Here is a 16049-nt window from a genome sequence, read left to right as displayed (position 1 = left end):
CCTCGAAATTTTGTGTGTCACGCTGTTGCGTGCATCTGATCCGTGATCGCGTGATCGGCCAGTTTGCCGGTCAGTTCGGCCAGATGATCAAATCGCGCCGAGTATGACCCGACGCCAGCGGTGGCCGACCGCAACTCAATAATCAGATCTTCCATCTCAGCTGCCGGGATGTGCGCTTCGAGAACATCCCAACCGGGCCAGCCTGGTCTTGCGTCATATCCTAAAATCTGCCCCCGTCGTTGTGGGATCATACCGTTGACTTTCGCGGTGGCCTCAGACGGGACGGCGATCGACACAGCCATAATGGGCTCAAGCAAGACAGGCGAACACTTGGGCATGCCGTCAGCCATGGCGAGCCGCGCAGCTTGTCGAAATGCCATGTCCGATGAATCCACGGAGTGATACGATCCATCCTTCAGCGTCACCGAGATGTCGACCACGGGAAAGCCGAGCGGCCCGCGTTGCATGAAATCCTTCACACCGATTTCGACAGACGGAATGAACTGCTTGGGAACAGCGCCTCCGGTGATCTTTTCGTTGAACGAAAATCCGGTGCCACGCGGTTGTGGACTAATTTCAATCACGACATCACCGAACTGTCCGTGTCCGCCAGATTGCTTTTTGTGTCTTCCCCTGATCTCCGTGGGTTTACGCACCGTTTCCTTGTAAGCAATCTGGCGTTTGATGCGGTCGACGGCCACGGAGAATTTGCGCTCAAGGCGTTCGAGCGCGACCCTCAAGTGCATTTCTCCCTGACCTAACAGAACGATCTGATTTGTATCCCGCGAGTGCTCGACCTGCAGGGAAGGATCTTCCTCCATCAGCTTGCCGAGTGCGGTGGTCAATTTGACCTCATCCTTGCAATCTTTGAGACCCAGCCCCGTGCCATAGACAGGTTGGGGTGGTTCGGGAGCTTCGATCTGGACGACCGGCGTCTTGCTGGTTGTTACCGTTTCTCCCGTCGCCAATCCGTCGACTCGTCCCAGCCCGACAGTATCGCCAGCTGCTGCTGCGTCGCACTTCGTAGTGTCTTCACCCATTAATCTGAACAGGCCGGATATGCGCTCTTCCTGACCTTGCGCCCCTCGTAACACGGCGCCGTCAGTCAAGCTCCCGGTCAGCACCCGAGCAACCGACATCTTGCCACCGTGCGGGGAATGAACCGTCTTGAATATAAAGGCTGCAGAGTCGGTGTCGGCAACGCCAAGCCGTTGGGCGGTCTTCGCTACAGCAGGCACCTCATGGCGGAGAGCTTTGAGCAACCTGTTGATGCCATTGCCGTGCTCGGCACTTCCCAACAACACAGGACAGATAACGCCCTTCCGCAAATCTTCGGAAAGGTCATCAAAAACCCTGTCACGCGAAGGCTCCACATCCGAGAGAAGTTGCTCCAAGAGTTCGTCGTCGTAATCGGCGAGCTGCTCGAGCATCTGGTAGCGTGCTTCGGACTCGCGGTCCTTCAGTCCGGTCGGAAGTTCGATAATCTCAGACGTATCTTGTTCGCGATAAACATACGCACGTTCGGATGCGAGATCGACGAACCCCGTGGCTACGCCATTTTCCCAGATCGGGATCTGACGCAGCACAAGCGGCTTCACGCTTGCAGGTTGCAACATTGGGATGATGTCGCGAACCGGAGTCATGAAGCTGTCGATCTTGTTCAAAAACAGGAAATGGGGAATTCCCCGATCATCCAGTTGCTTGAGGATAAGTTGTAGGGCCGGCAGTCGCTTAGTATCCGGCTCGCACACGACGATCGCGGCATCGCAGATCGTCAGAGCCAATGAAGACTCGTGTTGGAATTCAATTGAGCCGGGGCAATCTATAAACGTGAACTGATCATCAAGGTATGTCGTGTCTGCAATGTTGGCTGACACACTCATGCCGTGCGCCCGTGCCTCCGGGCTAGCGTCACCGATGCTGTTGGGATCTGAAGTTTTGCGTTGACGCGGCACAGCGCCTGTGCGGGCTAAAATTGCTTCTAGCAATGTCGTCTTACCGCAGAGATAAGGTCCGACAATCGCAACACAGCGCGTGCCGTTACCTCGTCTGCCGCCCGTTTCAGAGCCGTTGGATTGGTCCATGTGCTCCTCCCGATCTGGTTGTTGTCCCCTAATCTGAGGACGTGCCCAGGCATGCGAGTGCGCTGCCGCACCCCGCGCCTGGAAGGAGCGCGGCCACGAGCATGTTCGCGCCGTCTCCGCAACGACGCAAGCATCAGTTGTCAGCAATGTACTCGCAGGGAGCAGCTAAGCTGCTGTTTTTCACGTATTATTTATATTTTTCAACCGCATAGACTCATAGCTTAAGGCAGACCATTAGCTCTCTGCCGGCGGCGACTATTGTATTGCAGTGCAAATTACTTTTCTCGCTGCGCCGCAACACTAAAAATAAACCAAAAAGATCTTGACCCTGAGCACCTATGCACATGATATTTTCAACATTGGTTGGTAGGAATCGGTAGACCCGCCGCAACGAACGAAGCGGGTCGCGCGTTGGGTGAGGCAGAACACGGCGAGGAGAGATCGATGGGAATAAAATCCCTTATGTCCGCCGCGCACGCCGCCGGTTTTGCCATGGCGTCGTCCGAGGACCTTCTAAAGTCCAGTTCTAAATCTCTTAGCGAGATCGGGCGGGACGACGAGCCACAACGCCCTGTTTATACTTATGTCCCGGTTTTGGAACGGGAAGTGGCTGCTCTTCCAGCGCCGCGTCCGCGTGCAATTTACCCGATACCCGCTGGACGCGCACTCGTACCGGTTGCTCCGAAAGCAACCGACACGTATGAGCGTTGGCGCCATTATTGGCTCGGCTGGCTCAGTGGTCGTGCCGTAGCCTGAAGCGCGTTACGTCTTCATCGAGATCTGTCGCGAGCCAATCAAATACCTCTCGGTAATTTTCCATAATCCAGAAATGCCCTGCCCCGACGATTTCGGTGAGCTTTGCGTTGGGTATTGCCGACGCTAGGCGGCGGGCGGGACCTAGAGGAATATTGTGGTCTTCAAGACCGAGCCACAAATGTGTTTCGGCCGTCACCGTGGATAAGTCGACATTCCAATTTCGGCCAAACAACATCATATCGATGACAGGCCCTTCAACGCTGCGAAGGAGGCCCGCGCGCATAATTTCGGCGATGGCTTTCTTATTCTCGCGTTGGCGAAGGATCTGTCTGTCAGCGTAACCTGCTCTTGCAGCCACCGTAGTAATGGCCAAGTCTTGGCTGGCGGACAGGAGCATGCGAAACGTCGCGAACGTAAGCCGCATTCCGCCGGGCATTCTAGGCCACGCAGTAAAAGCGAACCTGTGAAATGGCCCAATGGGCCCATGGAACGGCCGCGGCAGGATTGGTCCGACCGGGCCGATCAGAGCGAGTTTGTCAACGCGCGCACCCAACGCGGCAGCAACCGTAGCTGCGAACGGTCCACCTCCCGAAATGCCGACGATTGAGAAACGCGCGAGACCCAAGCGGTTTGTGACCTCGCAGATGTCATTGGCGAACTCTGCGAGGGAAGGCTGTAGGAGAGGTTTGGCGGTGAGCCCGTACCCCCAACGATCGGGACAGTAGAGCTTTAGACCTAGCTCGTTGGCCGCTTTACTCGCGAGACGGAATTTCAACCGCGACCCGGGCGTGCCGTGCAGGGCAAGCACGGGCTGCCCGTTTGACGCGCCGTACCAACGCAGGCCGAATTGCCTTCCGTCGGAAAGAGGGATTGAAAAGTCCGTATCCTCTTTGACCATGCCCGGATCCATTTGACGCGGACCTTAATATTTGTTGGTGCCTTGGGATTGTCTGATTGACCGTTTAGCCACCGAAATGCAGGTTTAATCGGGTTTTTCGGCCCGCTGGTCCGACGGGGAGTTCCTTATGCTGCGTTTGTCCGTTGCCGTGTTCGCGATCACCGTTGGTGTAGGCGTCGCTGCGGCTCAAAACCACGATATCATCAAGGCACGCCAATCGGCGTTCAAGGCCATGTCCGACGCTGCAAAGCCGACGATCGCGATGATGAAGGGGGAGCGACCCTACGAACAAGCGGCCATCGACAAAGCGCTGGCGACGATGGCTGAAAAAGCAGCCGTTCTCCGCAATATGTTTCCTGAGGACTCCAAGACGGGCGAAAAAACAGAAGCTCTACCGGTTATTTGGGAGAACAAGGAAGACTTCGTCGGTCGCTTTGGCAAGCTGGCCGAGACCGCAAAGGCGGGGCAAGCCAGCATAACCGACGAATTTGTTTTCATGGACGAGTGGCCAAAGGTTATGGGCAATTGCAGCGGTTGCCATAAAAAATACCGCAAGGATGACTGAGACGGTCGTCGCACTATCGGTCACAACACTTCTTTAGGGTGTGCCCGATAGGTCGATACGATCCGGCGCTCGCGGCGGAAAAAATTTGGCGAATGCATAGTTCATCGTAGCAGGGAAGCAATCACCGTGACCCAATCTCAAGGCGTTGCCATTATTAGCGACGATACAGTCCTTAAGGGCCGGATCGCGCACTGCAAGCTGCTTGAAGTTCATGGCTATGTTGAAGGCGAAGTCGCCGCCGAGCGCCTGATCATACATCCTGGCGGTCGAGTTTTCGGAACGATCAGGGTCGATAACGCAGAAATCAACGGTACGCTTCAGGGAAACGTCGCGGTCAAACATCTAATCGGGATCGGGGCTACTGGCTCCGTGAACGGGCAAGTGCAGTACGGCCGCATTTCACTGGCGTCGGGTGCGGAACTCTCAGCTGATCTTCGCAACGTGCCGCCGGAAATTTCCGGCGATCTTGACCTCGTCGTGCGGCGCGGTCGCACCGTGAGGATCACGACCATGGATCTGACTGCGGTCGATCCGGACGACAGTGCGCACAACCTCAGCTTTTTGGTTTCAAATCCGATCAACGGCTTCGTCGCGTTGAACCATGGCCAACGCGTTCCCGTGGAGACATTCACGCAAGCAGATCTCGAGAACGGCCATGTGATGTTCGCGCACGATGGCAACGCCGCGGAAACCGCGAGTTTTGATGTCATCGTTTCGGATAGCGCGGGCGCAACGTCAGGTGCAGCCAAGACGGTAACAGTCGCCGTCATAGCCGCCTGATAATGTTCTCATATCAGGCGTTCTTTTAAAAATGCCGGAGCCCCGACGTGGTGCTCCGGCATTTCTTTTATTCTTACTTCAGGTTCGCGCAGAAGCGTTGAATCCGTTCGCAAGCATCCTGCAGCGCCTCAGTCGACGTGGCGTAAGAGATGCGGAAAGCAGGAGATCCCTCAAACGCCGCACCATGGACGCAGGCGACACCCTCGGCTTCCAACAGAGACGTCACGAAGTCCTCGTCGGTCTCGATCTTCTTGCCGTTGGATGTCGTCTTGCCGATGAGGCCGGCGCAGGACGGATAAACGTAGAATGCCCCCTCCGGCTTGAAGCACGAAATACCGGTTGCCTGATTGAGCATCGATACGACGAGGTCCCGGCGCTCAACAAAGATCTTGTTGTTCTCTGCGATGAAGTCCTGGGGCCCGTTCAACGCTTCGACACCGGCCCATTGCGTGATGGAGCATGGGTTCGACGTCGACTGCGATTGAAGTTTGCGCATGGCGTTGATCAGCGGCTCAGGGCCGCCGGCATAGCCCAAACGCCAGCCCGTCATAGCGTAAGCTTTCGAGAGGCCGTTCATCGTCAATGTCCGGTCAAAAAGCCCCGGCTCCACCTCAGCCGGCGTCGCGAACACATTACCGTCATAGATCAAGTGCTCGTACATATCGTCCGTAAGCACCCAAACATGGTCATGCCGCATCAGAACATCGGTGAGCTTCTTGATGTCTGCTGCCGAATACGCCGCGCCAGTCGGATTGGAAGGCGAGTTGAACAAGAACCACTTGGTCTTGGGTGTGATCGCGGCCTCAAGAACCTCTGGCTGCAGCCGGAAACCATGCTCCATCTTGGTTGGTACGAAGACAGGCTTGCCGCCCGCGAGCATGACGATATCCGCGTAAGACACCCAGCATGGCGCTGGAATCACAACTTCGTCACCCGGATTCAACGTCGCTAGAAGGGCGTTATAGAGAACCTGCTTACCGCCCGTCCCCACTGAGATCTGGCTCGGCTTGTAGTCGAGTTTGTTGTCGCGCTTAAATTTCGCGATGATGGCCTGCTTGAGTTCGGGAATGCCATCGACGTCAGTATATTTTGTTTTACCTTCAGCGAGCGCTTTGACAGCGGCTTGCTTGATATTTTCAGGTGTATCGAAGTCCGGTTCGCCTGCCGAAAGCGAGATGATATCCCGTCCCTCGGCCTTGAGCTGACGCGCCTTTGTTGCGACGGCGATCGTGGCGGAGGGCTGGATGCGGTTGAGGCTATCGGCAATGAAGCCCATCAGACTAAGCCTTTCTTTCAAATGTAGGCGTGATTAACTGGCCGGCAGCGGGGATCATCCGCACGCTGCCGCCGAACAGCTGCTCTATGTAGGGCGCTTTCTGGCGGCGCGCAGGCTAATGTCGGTTTGCTTATGGGGCAAGCAAACATCTTGCCCTTCCCATTGGTCTTTTGGACTATTCGCGCGGCTCTTCGCCTCCAACCCCCATCTGATGCGCAGCGACAACATCAGCGAAGAGTCCGTTACTCCTCCACCGCTGTATATGGCTCGGCCACAATCTTGGCTCAGCCTCCGCTCAAATTGCGTTCTCATAACGCTGAACTCGGCTATGCTCGTGCGCAGTGATAGGAGGCGCTTCTGAAGAAATTTGCGGGAATTCCGAAGCACTTTGCCCGGATTGGGGCGGATATTGCCGTCGGTCTCGGGTTGTTTTGCCTTATCGTCAGTCTTGTGGGGGCCGAACCGGGCCCCGCCGTTCCACAATTCAGCGATCTCATCGCAATTAGTGCCAATGCCTCGGAAATCGGGAAGGTTCCTGATCAGGCGCAAGCGGCGGCCAAAGCTGCGGAAGTGGTTAAGGTGGCCTTACCGGTCACGCAGTCAAAGGCTTCCAGCCTGCTTCTGTTTGTCGACCAGCGCACCGCTATGTGGATGCTCGCGGCCATATTTTCCGGGATCTTTGCGTTTAATCTGACGTTTCTGCGATACCTCAGGCGTCAGCACGCACCGGTTCGGATACATCGCCGTCGGCTCAGATAACAGCTTAGCGAATGGCCGGGGCCTTAGACTCCGGCCAAGTTGCCCCTATATTTAGGGCTCAGTGAGCAATAGAAGCAGGAGTAGACGCACATGCGAGATGCGAATGCGCGCTTTACAAGCAGGCCCGTGGCCATTGGCTTGGGGGCGTTTTCGGCTCTACTTGCCACTGGCCTCCTATTTTTCTCGACCAGTGAGACGATGCTGAAAGCGCAGTTCGTAACCGCTTTTGATTCTTATTCAGCACCGAGCCCGACCGGAACCTCCAAAACCGGTGGGCTTTCCCTGGCTTCGCTGCCGTTCGCGGCTGGCGAAGATTTCTGGCTTGGCAGTTCGTCTCCTGGCGCAGGTCTTAGCGACCACGTACGCCCGGCTTCCTGGTCCGGGTCCGTTGCGGTCGGGGACGAAATCTCACTCTCCGGCAACAGTGGCCGTCGTGTTTTCGAGATTGTCGCCATCACGGAACTGCCTGTAGAGGGCCTGACGCGTGTCCTCCACGGCGGTTCCAACGATCGAATGATTTTGGTCACTGCTCGTGAAAAAGGCAGCAGCAAAGGTCAGATCATTCGGTTTGTGATTGATCGCGACGATGCCAACGTGTTTGGGGACAAGCTCGCTTCGCCACATTCCCTTTAAACACTCTGCCTCCTGACAGATCCTGCTTCGCAGACCTCTCCTTGTAGCGTTGCGGGATTGCCATAGCGCTCTCTCTAAGGCTATGGCGAGGTATGCTCGCGCGATGGACGGCGGTGGTCTGCCCGTGCCAATCTCCAGCCGCGCAAATATTTCCATCCAGGCTGGAGTTGTTCATGCGGCTCAATCCCCCAACCGTCGTCATCTTTTTGATTTCGTTCATCCTGGCCGTGCTGGCCCTGATAACGAAGATGGGGTTTGTCGCGGTTCCCCGATACCTACCTCATCAGGAGTACTGGCTGGCGATGACGGCGTATCTCGTGCTGATGGTAGGCAACCTTGTTCGCGGCCTCTAAACGAGGTGCGTCTCAGGTTCTCAAGCCTTCATGTGAAAGATCAAACTTTGTAGCGAAGGCCCGCTTAAGGGCCGCCGCATTGTGATACCAATTCGACTGTTGGGTCCCTCACCAAGCAATCTGCTTCTTGTCGCGGAAGAACCCACCTGTTGGTCCGCTGTCGTCCAGCGTTGCAAGCCAGACTGCCGTCTCTGCGCCCTCTTCAGGTGATCTCGTCGCTTCTGGGCCGCCCATATCGGTCTTCACCCATCCGGGGCACATCGCATTGACCTTTATGTCGCCATGGCCAAGATCGCTTGCCAATGTCCGGGTCAGCGTGTTCAGGGCGGCCTTCGACATACGGTAAGCAGGATAGCCGCCGCCCATTTCGGAGAGTTGACCAAGCCCTGAGGAAAGGTTGACGATCCGCCCGTACCCAATCTCCTTCATCGTCGGCAGAACGGCCTGGATCATCAGCAACGGTCCAAAGATGTTGGTGGTGAAGGTCTGCTGCACGATCGAGAGCGGAACATTCTCGACAGTGGGAGCCCCTGAACTCGGTCCATCTATCAAGATACCAGCGTTGTTCACCAGAATATCGATCCGGCCAAACAGATCCTTGGCATTCGCCACACCCGTAGCGATGCTCTGAGGGTCGTCAACATCGAGTTGAACGACTGCCGGCTCCAGGCCTTCACTCGCGAGCTGCTCAGCGGCCCGCTTGCCCTTGTCGAGTTCACGCGAAGCAATGATCGGCATCACGCCCAATCGTCCCAACTGACGGACGATCTCAAGGCCGATGCCCCGGTTTGCCCCGGTGACAAGCGCGACGCGCGTTTCTGCCATTTCAGGCCTCCTAGCTCGCCTAAAAATTCTTTCAACACGAAGACCTTAGACGGACGGTCTCCTTGCAGGAAGTGTAGGTCGCGAATTTTTTGCACGGGCTTAACAGGTTGCATCTGCTTTTGGCATTATCGCTTGCTCGAACGGGGAGCGTGGCAACTCACTGTCATCTAGGCCCTTTGCTCGCGACACCGGACGCGCCATATTGCGGGCATGTCGCCAACTTCCAAGAATCCCTCATCGGTCAAACCGAAGAAGCCGCGTGCCGCACGTAGCAAATCCGGAAAACCGACACCTCCGCCTTCCGAGACGGCCGCGCGCACGCCTGGGCTCGGCGAAGCTCCGCAGGCTCCATTTGATAGCGGTGTGCTCCCGGCCTTGAGGGCTCAGGCGCTGCAGCCCACGAGCGGAACAGGCAGTTTAACGGCTTATCTAGACGCCTTGCTTGCCAAGCCGCATGAGCGCTCAGCAAGTGCACGGGAACTGCTGAAGCAGCAACCGATGATGGCCGCGCATCCGATCGTCGCAGGATCCGAAATCGACTTCGTGCCGCATCGTCCGCCGCGGCCGGAGAAAAGCGAAGGCGGCATCCGTTTTGAGATCGTCTCGGAATACGAACCGAAAGGCGATCAGCCACAGGCGATCACAGATTTGGTGGCCGGGATAGATGCCCACGAGCGCGACCAGGTTCTGCTGGGCGTTACCGGCTCGGGCAAGACGTTCACGATGGCTCAGGTCATCGCGCGAACGCAACGGCCCGCTTTAATCCTGGCGCCGAACAAAACTCTCGCGGCGCAGCTCTATGGCGAGTTCAAATCGTTCTTCCCAGACAATGCCGTCGAGTACTTCGTCTCGTACTATGACTACTATCAGCCGGAGGCCTACGTCCCCCGCACCGACACGTATATCGAGAAGGAAAGCTCGATCAACGAACAGATCGACCGGATGCGGCACGCCGCAACGCGTGCGCTGCTCGAACGCGATGACGTTATCATCGTTGCATCGGTGTCTTGCATTTACGGTATCGGTTCGGTCGAGACGTATACGGCGATGACCTTTGCCATAAAGGTCGGGGAACAGCTCTCTCGAGATCAGTTGCTCGCAGATTTGGTCGCCTTGCACTACAAGCGCAATGACACTGCCTTTCAGCGCGGCACGTTCCGCGTACGCGGCGACACCATCGAACTCTTTCCGGCTCACTTGGAGGATCGCGCCTGGCGCATCTCTATGTTCGGCGACGAGATTGAGTCTATTACCGAGTTTGATCCTCTTACTGGGACCAAATCCGACGACCTTGAACTCGTGAAGGTCTACGCGAACTCACACTACGTGACTCCCCGCCCGACTCTCCAGCAGGCGATCAAAGCCATTAAGTCCGAATTGAAAGGACGGCTCGACGAGTTGCATGCCGCCGGCAAATATCTCGAAGCCCAGCGCATCGAACAGCGTACGCTGTTCGATATGGAGATGATGGAGGCGACGGGTTCCTGCGCCGGCATTGAGAACTATTCCCGCTATCTGACGGGCCGCCGCCCTGGCGATCCACCACCGACGCTGTTCGAATACCTTCCGGACAATGCCCTTGTCTTCGTTGACGAAAGCCACGTAACGATCCCGCAGATCGGCGGCATGTTCCGCGGCGACTTCCGACGTAAAGCAACGCTGGCCGAGTACGGTTTCCGCTTGCCGTCTTGTATGGATAACCGCCCTCTCCGTTTCGAGGAATGGAATGCCATGCGTCCGCAGACCGTGTCGGTTTCGGCAACTCCCGGCGGTTGGGAATTGGAACAGTCTGGCGGCGTATTTGCGGAACAGGTTATCCGGCCGACAGGGCTGATCGACCCGCCCATCGATGTGCGGCCCGCGAAGTCACAGGTGGACGATCTTCTCGATGAAGTGCGCCAGATTTCCCAGAAAGGCTACCGTGCGTTGGTCACGACGCTGACAAAGCGCATGGCCGAGGACCTCACCGAATACATGCACGAAGCGGGAGTCCGCGTGCGCTACATGCACTCGGACATCGACACTTTGGAGCGGATCGAGATTATTCGCGATTTGCGTCTTGGTGCATTTGACGTGCTGATCGGCATCAACCTGCTGCGCGAGGGCCTCGACATCCCCGAATGCGCGCTCGTTGCTATTCTCGATGCTGACAAGGAAGGTTTCCTACGCTCAGAAACTTCACTCATTCAGACAATCGGCCGTGCGGCGCGTAATGTCGACGGACGCGTGATCCTCTATGCCGATCATGTGACGGGCTCGATGGACCGGGCGATCGCAGAGACGAATCGGCGCCGGGAAAAACAGCTCGCCTACAACGCTGAGCATGGCATCACACCGCAAAGCGTCAGAAAGAACATCGCGGACGTTCTGGCCTCAGTGTACGAACAGGATCACGTCACAGTTGATACCGGGCTGGCCGATGCACCGGTCGCCCACGGACACAATCTTGCGCGCGTTATCGAGGACATGGAAGCGCGTATGCGTACGGCAGCTGCAGATCTGGAATTCGAGGAAGCCGCGCGACTACGTGATGAGATTAAGCGGTTGCGCGATACCGAACTTGCTATTGCCGACGACCCGCTGGCGCGGCAAGCCCAGGTGGAGGACCGGGCCGGACGCTATGAGGGCGACCGCAAATATGGTGCAAAAGCCAATCTTCCTGCCACCGAAAAAAGCCGCATCCGCAAACCCTCCCTTGACGACATGGGTCCGGGTACGGACATGCCCGTACCACGCCGCGATGCCAAAGTTGAGCCACGGACAAAAGCTGGTGCGTTCGGAGAGCGCATTTCGGGGGCGCACAAGCCGACTCTCGACGAGATGGGCCCTCACGCTATGCTCTCCGTGCCAACTGGAAAAACGAAACCCGTGAAGCCTGTGAAGACGACGGAATTTGATGATCCGTCTGAAAAGAAACAACGGCGCGGCCGACCGAGGAAGACCGGGCGGCCTGGCGCGTAACGCTTCAGCTGCCTCCCTGTAAACCACACTTTGGAACTTCGCGTGCGGCGGCGCGGTTGGAGATTTAAATTAATTGAATTCAATTTGCGTCCGTGACGGCGGTCGCACATTTCGTACAGTTATTGATTATCCTTGGATCCGCCGGAAGCTGACCTCGCACATTTGTCGTTCAGTCCGAGGGCTCATTCATGCCCGTCGTTGCGTTTCTGATTGTGTTTGCGCTCACATTTTGCGCGGCATTACTCGGCCTGTTTTTGGCGACTGTTCTGCCCAAACATCACATGACTGAAGAGTCTCAGCGGGCCATTCATTCGTTTCTTGAATTGAACGGTCTGCTCGCAGCGGTCGTGCTCGGATTTCTCGTATTCTCGGCAAAAACCTCGTTCGATACGAAGGACACGGAATGGCGACATGCTTCGGCGGAGGTCATTCTCCTCGATCGATTGATGTCTCATTATGGCCCCGAAACCCGTGATTTGCGCGCCCTGTTGCGGAAGGCCGTTGCAAGCAAACTCGCCCAGTTCGAAAAAAGCCGGAAACCCACTGAATTGGTGGTAGGGATCGACCAGGTTCAATTGCAACTCAGCAGCCTTGTGCCGACCACGGATGCACAATCCTGGCTCAAAAGCAGAGCGCTCGACGTAACAAATGAGATCGCGCAGACACGCTGGTTTCTACTCGACGACGTCGACAGCACCATGCCAATCCCCTTCTTGGCGCTTCTCATCTTGTGGCTCGCCATAATATTTTTCGGCAATGCTCTCTTCGCCCCGCGGAATACCACCGTGCTTTCCATCATCGCGCTGTGCGCTGTTGTGTTAGCCGGCTCCGTGTTCCTGATTATGGAAATGGACGAATCTCAGGGCGGCTTGATTTCGATTTCAAGTGCGCCATTGCACGAAGCGCTCACCGAACTGACCCCGGGACAGGCCCACTAAAATCAAACGCTAAAAGTCAACACGAGGGCAGATCTTTCCGTTGTCGTTAGAATCTTGCCCTAGCATAAGTTTTGCGCCGCGCGCCTGCACACAACTCCCAGGGGTTGCACGAGTTCTATCTTTGCTAGCTATAAGGGCGTTAGGCACAATCGAATAGAGCTGAAGTAAGAATCCAATTTGGTGAGATCTTTCAGATCGATAGCCTCAGCTCGCACTCTCCGTAAAATCAGTGTGACCCGCAGGACCTCGTCAATTGGCTCAGAAACCTTATTATTCCGCGCCGAAACCGGGAGCGGAGATCAGAATGAAACTTTCGACGTCTGGACTGATTGGCGGCGTCTTGATGTCGGCGTCAATCGCATTGCTCGGCTTCGCGCAGCAGGCTACGGCTAATCCATTGAACGGATATGTCGGCACTTGGAGCGGCTCGGGTTCGGTCAAACTCGATAGCGGCAAAAGCGAGCGGATCGATTGCCGCGCGTATTACACCTCGCGTCAGGAGGGAACAGACCTCAACGTGGCCATCCGGTGCGCCAATCCTTCGAACAAGATCGAAATGCGTGCCGGCTTGACCTATTCCGGCGGCGCCGTTTCCGGGACCTGGGAAGAGCGGACGTTCAATGCGACTGGCGCTGTGACTGGAACAGCAAACCCTGCATCAATCAAGTTATCAATCAACGGCGCCATTACGGGATCCATGTCGGTCTCCCTCAGCAACAACCAGCAAAACGTCTCGATCTCGACTGCTGGATCCGGCTCGGGGCTTAGCGCCGTCAAGATCAACTTGAAGCGTCAAGGCGGTTAATCCGCCGTAGAACGCCGCTGTGATTGGCAATATCGGTGCCACAGGGCCACATGAACTCTGCCGTCGGGCAGAAGGTCCCCTGGAACCCCTCCCTGTCCGGAATCCGTTATGTTATTTTCATTCTTCGTTGCCATGTTTGGCATGCGGCGTGTTGTGCCCGCGACCCTAGACCCTGGAGAGCTTCCGATGTCATTTGGAAACCGCTTCGCCCTGATGTGCGCGGGCCTATTGGTAAGTGTCGTGTCAGCCCTGCCGCAGAGCGCAGAAGCCGGCCGGATCGGGCGCCTCCCCGAGGACCTCAGCAAAGGCTACGTCGTGGCCGAAAGCAACTTCGGCAACGGCACCGTCTCAGGCCCCGTGCGTCTCACGCGGCTCGGCCCGCAAGTGCGGCTCCCCGGAGGCACATGGGAATACTGCCGCCGCAGTTGCTCCGAGACGCTCCGCGTCGAGACTGTCGACTTCTGGGAAGGCCGAGCCAACGGCGAGCAGGGGTTGTCGCAGGAGTGCGGTTTGCTTTGCCTCCAGTTTAGAGGTCGTTACTGAGCCGTAGGGCACCGGATCTGTGATCCGGTGCTATGCACGCCTTGCACAGGGCCCCGCCACTCCCGGGGCCTATAGTGCTCCCGTTCAGGTCAGGAACGGATTCGCGTTGCGTTCGAGGCCGATTGTACTGCCCGGACCATGACCGCAAATGAACGCGAAGTTGTCTCCGAGCGGCAGCAGCTTCGTTTTAATTGCTGAAATCAGCGCATCGTGGTCGCCATAGGGAAAATCCGTTCGGCCAATTGATCCCCTGAACAGGACATCGCCAAATAGCCCGAACTTATGGGGCTGGTTGATAAACACGACAGAACCTGGCGAATGTCCGGGGCAGTGCATGATATCGAAGTTATGCCCTGCAACGGTGACCTGGTCCCCTTCCGACAGCCATCGATCAGGTGTGACATTACGGGCCGAAAAGCCGTACTCGCGTCCCTGCGATTCCAGCCCCTGAAGCAGGAATTCATCGGCCCGGTGGGGACCTTCGATCTTCACACCCAGCTTTTCGCGAAGCTCGTCTGCGCCGCCAGCATGGTCAATATGACCGTGGGTCAGCAAAATCTTTTCTGGCTTCATGCCCACTTCTGAGATCGCGTCTTCAATACGGTCGATGTCGCCACCAGGGTCCACGACGGCGCCGACACCGGTTGCCTCATCCCAAATCAGCGAGCAATTCTGCTGAAATGGCGTGACCTGCAGAATTGCGGCTTTAAGCGATGGCTTCGTATCTGTCATCTTGGCTGGGCCTTTCGGGCTGAGTTTCGGCGCGCCCTTCCTAAAGCATTTTGCCGATAAGAACAAAAAAACGGGGCCTTTCGGACCCCGTTTTGAGTAGTCTCAGGTGCTGCGATCAGCGCGATCAGGCTGCGGCATGTTCGTCGTCAGGATCTCTCAGCACGTAACCACGTCCCCAGACGGTTTCGATGTAGTGCTGACCGCCGGTTGCCGTCTGCAGTTTCTTGCGCAGTTTGCAAATGAAGACGTCAATGATCTTCAGTTCGGGCTCGTCCATGCCACCATAAAGGTGGTTGAGGAACATTTCTTTGGTCAGCGTGGTCCCCTTGCGCAAGGAGAGCAGCTCCAGCATCTGATATTCTTTGCCCGTCAAATGCACGCGTTGGCTGTTCACCTCTACAGTCTTCGTGTCGAGGTTAACCTTGAGGCTTCCCGTCTCGATAACGGACTGCGCATGACCCTTCGACCGCCGGACGATGGCGTGGATACGCGCCACGAGCTCATCTTTATGGAAGGGCTTCGTCATGTAGTCGTCAGCGCCAAAGCCGAGGCCCCGAACCTTGTCTTCGATGCCGGCCAAGCCGGACAAGATCAGGATCGGCGTCGAAACCTTGCTTACACGCAGAGCTTTCAAGACTTCGTAACCCGACATGTCTGGAAGATTGATGTCGAGAAGGATAATGTCGTAGTCGTACAACTTGCCGAGGTCTGCTCCCTCCTCGCCAAGATCCGTCGTATAGACGTTGAAACCTTCAGACTGCAGCATCAGCTGAATGCTTTGCGCAGTCGCACTGTCGTCTTCGATCAGAAGCACCCGCATTTTATTTCCTCTCTTCTCCGGCCGCCGCCAGCGCCGCAGTTCAATTAATGCAGAGCACGCAAACTTCGATCTCTAGCTAAATCCTCTTTAGGACGTTAAGCATTAGAAGTTTAACAATTCCTAATTTTGTCTTGAGGCTGCCCGTCGAACTCTCGACAATTTGCTCACAAGACATCAACGAATCTCCAAAACACCTGTGACCTTGCCTGCTTCGCGCAATACTCCAGCGCCCGCTGAATCACCGCTCCGCAGACACGAAGTGAAGACCACCGGTTTCTTGCAGGTACACAGGGAACTCTAATTCGGGCTGGCAGGTCGAGC

The 16049-nt window shown here is 56.5% G+C and carries 16 protein-coding genes; 10 read left to right on the top strand and 6 right to left on the bottom strand.

Annotated features, from left to right (window positions below):
* Window positions 1-17 precede the first annotated feature (17 nt).
* Window positions 18-2084 carry an elongation factor G gene (locus tag YBN1229_RS11675; protein WP_046479151.1) on the bottom strand — a complete coding sequence of 689 codons (2067 nt, stop codon included), beginning with the start codon at window positions 2082-2084 and terminating at the stop codon, window positions 18-20.
* A 444-nt stretch (window positions 2085-2528) separates the two neighbouring features.
* Between YBN1229_RS11675 and YBN1229_RS11670 the strand changes: the two genes are divergently transcribed.
* Entirely contained in the window at window positions 2529-2840 is a 312-nt protein-coding gene (locus tag YBN1229_RS11670) for a hypothetical protein (protein ID WP_152025019.1), read from the top strand.
* On the opposite strand, the gene YBN1229_RS11665 is transcribed toward YBN1229_RS11670, so the two are convergent.
* Window positions 2818-3738 carry an alpha/beta fold hydrolase gene (locus YBN1229_RS11665; protein WP_160298706.1) on the bottom strand — a complete coding sequence of 307 codons (921 nt, stop codon included), beginning with the start codon at window positions 3736-3738 and terminating at the stop codon, window positions 2818-2820. The genes YBN1229_RS11670 and YBN1229_RS11665 overlap by 23 nt on opposite strands.
* Before the next feature lie 127 nt (window positions 3739-3865).
* Here YBN1229_RS11665 and YBN1229_RS11660 point away from each other — a divergent pair, with 127 nt between their 5' ends.
* Both YBN1229_RS11660 and YBN1229_RS11655 read left to right on the top strand, forming a co-directional pair.
* On the top strand, window positions 3866-4303 hold the full coding sequence (locus tag YBN1229_RS11660; protein WP_046479154.1) for a c-type cytochrome: 438 nt from the start codon (window positions 3866-3868) through the stop codon (window positions 4301-4303).
* Window positions 4304-4429: 126 nt separating this feature from the next.
* A complete protein-coding gene (locus YBN1229_RS11655; RefSeq protein ID WP_046479155.1) occupies window positions 4430-5083 on the top strand; it encodes a polymer-forming cytoskeletal protein in 654 nt (217 codons plus the stop codon).
* Window positions 5084-5156: 73 nt separating this feature from the next.
* Here the strand turns inward: YBN1229_RS11655 and YBN1229_RS11650 are convergent, their stop codons facing one another.
* A complete protein-coding gene (locus YBN1229_RS11650) occupies window positions 5157-6359 on the bottom strand; it encodes a pyridoxal phosphate-dependent aminotransferase (protein ID WP_046479156.1) in 1203 nt (400 codons plus the stop codon).
* 426 nt (window positions 6360-6785) lie between these two features.
* Here YBN1229_RS11650 and YBN1229_RS11645 point away from each other — a divergent pair, with 426 nt between their 5' ends.
* The 3 genes from YBN1229_RS11645 to YBN1229_RS11635 all read left to right on the top strand — a co-directional run bounded on the left by YBN1229_RS11645 (window position 6786) and on the right by YBN1229_RS11635 (window position 8104).
* Window positions 6786-7118, top strand: a complete 333-nt coding sequence (locus tag YBN1229_RS11645) for a hypothetical protein (RefSeq protein ID WP_046479157.1) — start codon at window positions 6786-6788, stop codon at window positions 7116-7118.
* Between the two features lie 90 nt (window positions 7119-7208).
* Entirely contained in the window at window positions 7209-7751 is a 543-nt protein-coding gene (locus tag YBN1229_RS11640) for a hypothetical protein (protein ID WP_046479158.1), read from the top strand.
* Window positions 7752-7924: 173 nt separating this feature from the next.
* Window positions 7925-8104: a hypothetical protein gene (locus YBN1229_RS11635; RefSeq protein WP_076605417.1), complete on the top strand. Its 180-nt coding sequence runs from the start codon at window positions 7925-7927 to the stop codon at window positions 8102-8104.
* Between the two features lie 108 nt (window positions 8105-8212).
* On the opposite strand, the gene YBN1229_RS11630 is transcribed toward YBN1229_RS11635, so the two are convergent.
* Window positions 8213-8929: an SDR family oxidoreductase gene (locus tag YBN1229_RS11630; RefSeq protein ID WP_046479160.1), complete on the bottom strand. Its 717-nt coding sequence runs from the start codon at window positions 8927-8929 to the stop codon at window positions 8213-8215.
* Window positions 8930-9139: 210 nt separating this feature from the next.
* On the opposite strand from YBN1229_RS11630, the gene uvrB reads away from it, so the two are divergent.
* From uvrB to YBN1229_RS11610, 4 genes are all read left to right on the top strand, one after another.
* Complete coding sequence (gene uvrB, locus YBN1229_RS11625; protein WP_046479161.1) at window positions 9140-11890, top strand: excinuclease ABC subunit UvrB; 2751 nt, start codon at window positions 9140-9142, stop codon at window positions 11888-11890.
* A 188-nt stretch (window positions 11891-12078) separates the two neighbouring features.
* Window positions 12079-12828, top strand: coding sequence for a hypothetical protein (locus YBN1229_RS11620; protein ID WP_046479162.1), 750 nt, complete (start codon window positions 12079-12081; stop codon window positions 12826-12828).
* A gap of 304 nt (window positions 12829-13132) precedes the next feature.
* Window positions 13133-13633, top strand: a complete 501-nt coding sequence (locus YBN1229_RS11615; RefSeq protein ID WP_046479163.1) for a hypothetical protein — start codon at window positions 13133-13135, stop codon at window positions 13631-13633.
* A gap of 186 nt (window positions 13634-13819) precedes the next feature.
* A complete protein-coding gene (locus YBN1229_RS11610) occupies window positions 13820-14176 on the top strand; it encodes a hypothetical protein (RefSeq protein ID WP_046480655.1) in 357 nt (118 codons plus the stop codon).
* Window positions 14177-14260: 84 nt separating this feature from the next.
* Here the strand turns inward: YBN1229_RS11610 and YBN1229_RS11605 are convergent, their stop codons facing one another.
* Both YBN1229_RS11605 and ctrA read right to left on the bottom strand, forming a co-directional pair.
* On the bottom strand, window positions 14261-14908 hold the full coding sequence (locus YBN1229_RS11605; protein WP_046479164.1) for an MBL fold metallo-hydrolase: 648 nt from the start codon (window positions 14906-14908) through the stop codon (window positions 14261-14263).
* A 124-nt stretch (window positions 14909-15032) separates the two neighbouring features.
* Window positions 15033-15728 (bottom strand): response regulator transcription factor CtrA, encoded by a 696-nt coding sequence (ctrA, locus tag YBN1229_RS11600; RefSeq protein WP_046479165.1) that lies wholly within the window; start codon window positions 15726-15728, stop codon window positions 15033-15035.
* Between the last annotated feature and the right edge of the window lie 321 nt (window positions 15729-16049).

Source organism: Candidatus Filomicrobium marinum (genome assembly GCF_000981545.1).
GTDB classification, from domain to species: domain Bacteria; phylum Pseudomonadota; class Alphaproteobacteria; order Rhizobiales; family Hyphomicrobiaceae; genus Filomicrobium; species Filomicrobium insigne.
Note: the sequence above shows the minus strand (reverse complement) of the source record. Positions and strands in the feature narration are given on the sequence as shown.

Excerpts from the sequence above, each read along its gene's own strand:
- YBN1229_RS11670 (WP_152025019.1), top strand. The coding sequence starts at position 2,529 with ATGGGAATAAAATCCCTTATGTCCGCCGCGCACGCCGCCGGTTTTGCC.
- YBN1229_RS11650 (WP_046479156.1), bottom strand. The coding sequence starts at position 6,359 with ATGGGCTTCATTGCCGATAGCCTCAACCGCATCCAGCCCTCCGCCACG.
- YBN1229_RS11615 (WP_046479163.1), top strand. The coding sequence starts at position 13,133 with ATGAAACTTTCGACGTCTGGACTGATTGGCGGCGTCTTGATGTCGGCG.
- YBN1229_RS11610 (WP_046480655.1), top strand. The coding sequence starts at position 13,820 with ATGTCATTTGGAAACCGCTTCGCCCTGATGTGCGCGGGCCTATTGGTA.
- YBN1229_RS11660 (WP_046479154.1), top strand. The coding sequence starts at position 3,866 with ATGCTGCGTTTGTCCGTTGCCGTGTTCGCGATCACCGTTGGTGTAGGC.
- YBN1229_RS11635 (WP_076605417.1), top strand. The coding sequence starts at position 7,925 with ATGCGGCTCAATCCCCCAACCGTCGTCATCTTTTTGATTTCGTTCATC.
- uvrB (WP_046479161.1), top strand. The coding sequence starts at position 9,140 with ATGTCGCCAACTTCCAAGAATCCCTCATCGGTCAAACCGAAGAAGCCG.
- YBN1229_RS11630 (WP_046479160.1), bottom strand. The coding sequence starts at position 8,929 with ATGGCAGAAACGCGCGTCGCGCTTGTCACCGGGGCAAACCGGGGCATC.
- YBN1229_RS11605 (WP_046479164.1), bottom strand. The coding sequence starts at position 14,908 with ATGACAGATACGAAGCCATCGCTTAAAGCCGCAATTCTGCAGGTCACG.
- ctrA (WP_046479165.1), bottom strand. The coding sequence starts at position 15,728 with ATGCGGGTGCTTCTGATCGAAGACGACAGTGCGACTGCGCAAAGCATT.
- YBN1229_RS11620 (WP_046479162.1), top strand. The coding sequence starts at position 12,079 with ATGCCCGTCGTTGCGTTTCTGATTGTGTTTGCGCTCACATTTTGCGCG.
- YBN1229_RS11640 (WP_046479158.1), top strand. The coding sequence starts at position 7,209 with ATGCGAGATGCGAATGCGCGCTTTACAAGCAGGCCCGTGGCCATTGGC.
- YBN1229_RS11665 (WP_160298706.1), bottom strand. The coding sequence starts at position 3,738 with ATGGTCAAAGAGGATACGGACTTTTCAATCCCTCTTTCCGACGGAAGG.
- YBN1229_RS11675 (WP_046479151.1), bottom strand. The coding sequence starts at position 2,084 with ATGGACCAATCCAACGGCTCTGAAACGGGCGGCAGACGAGGTAACGGC.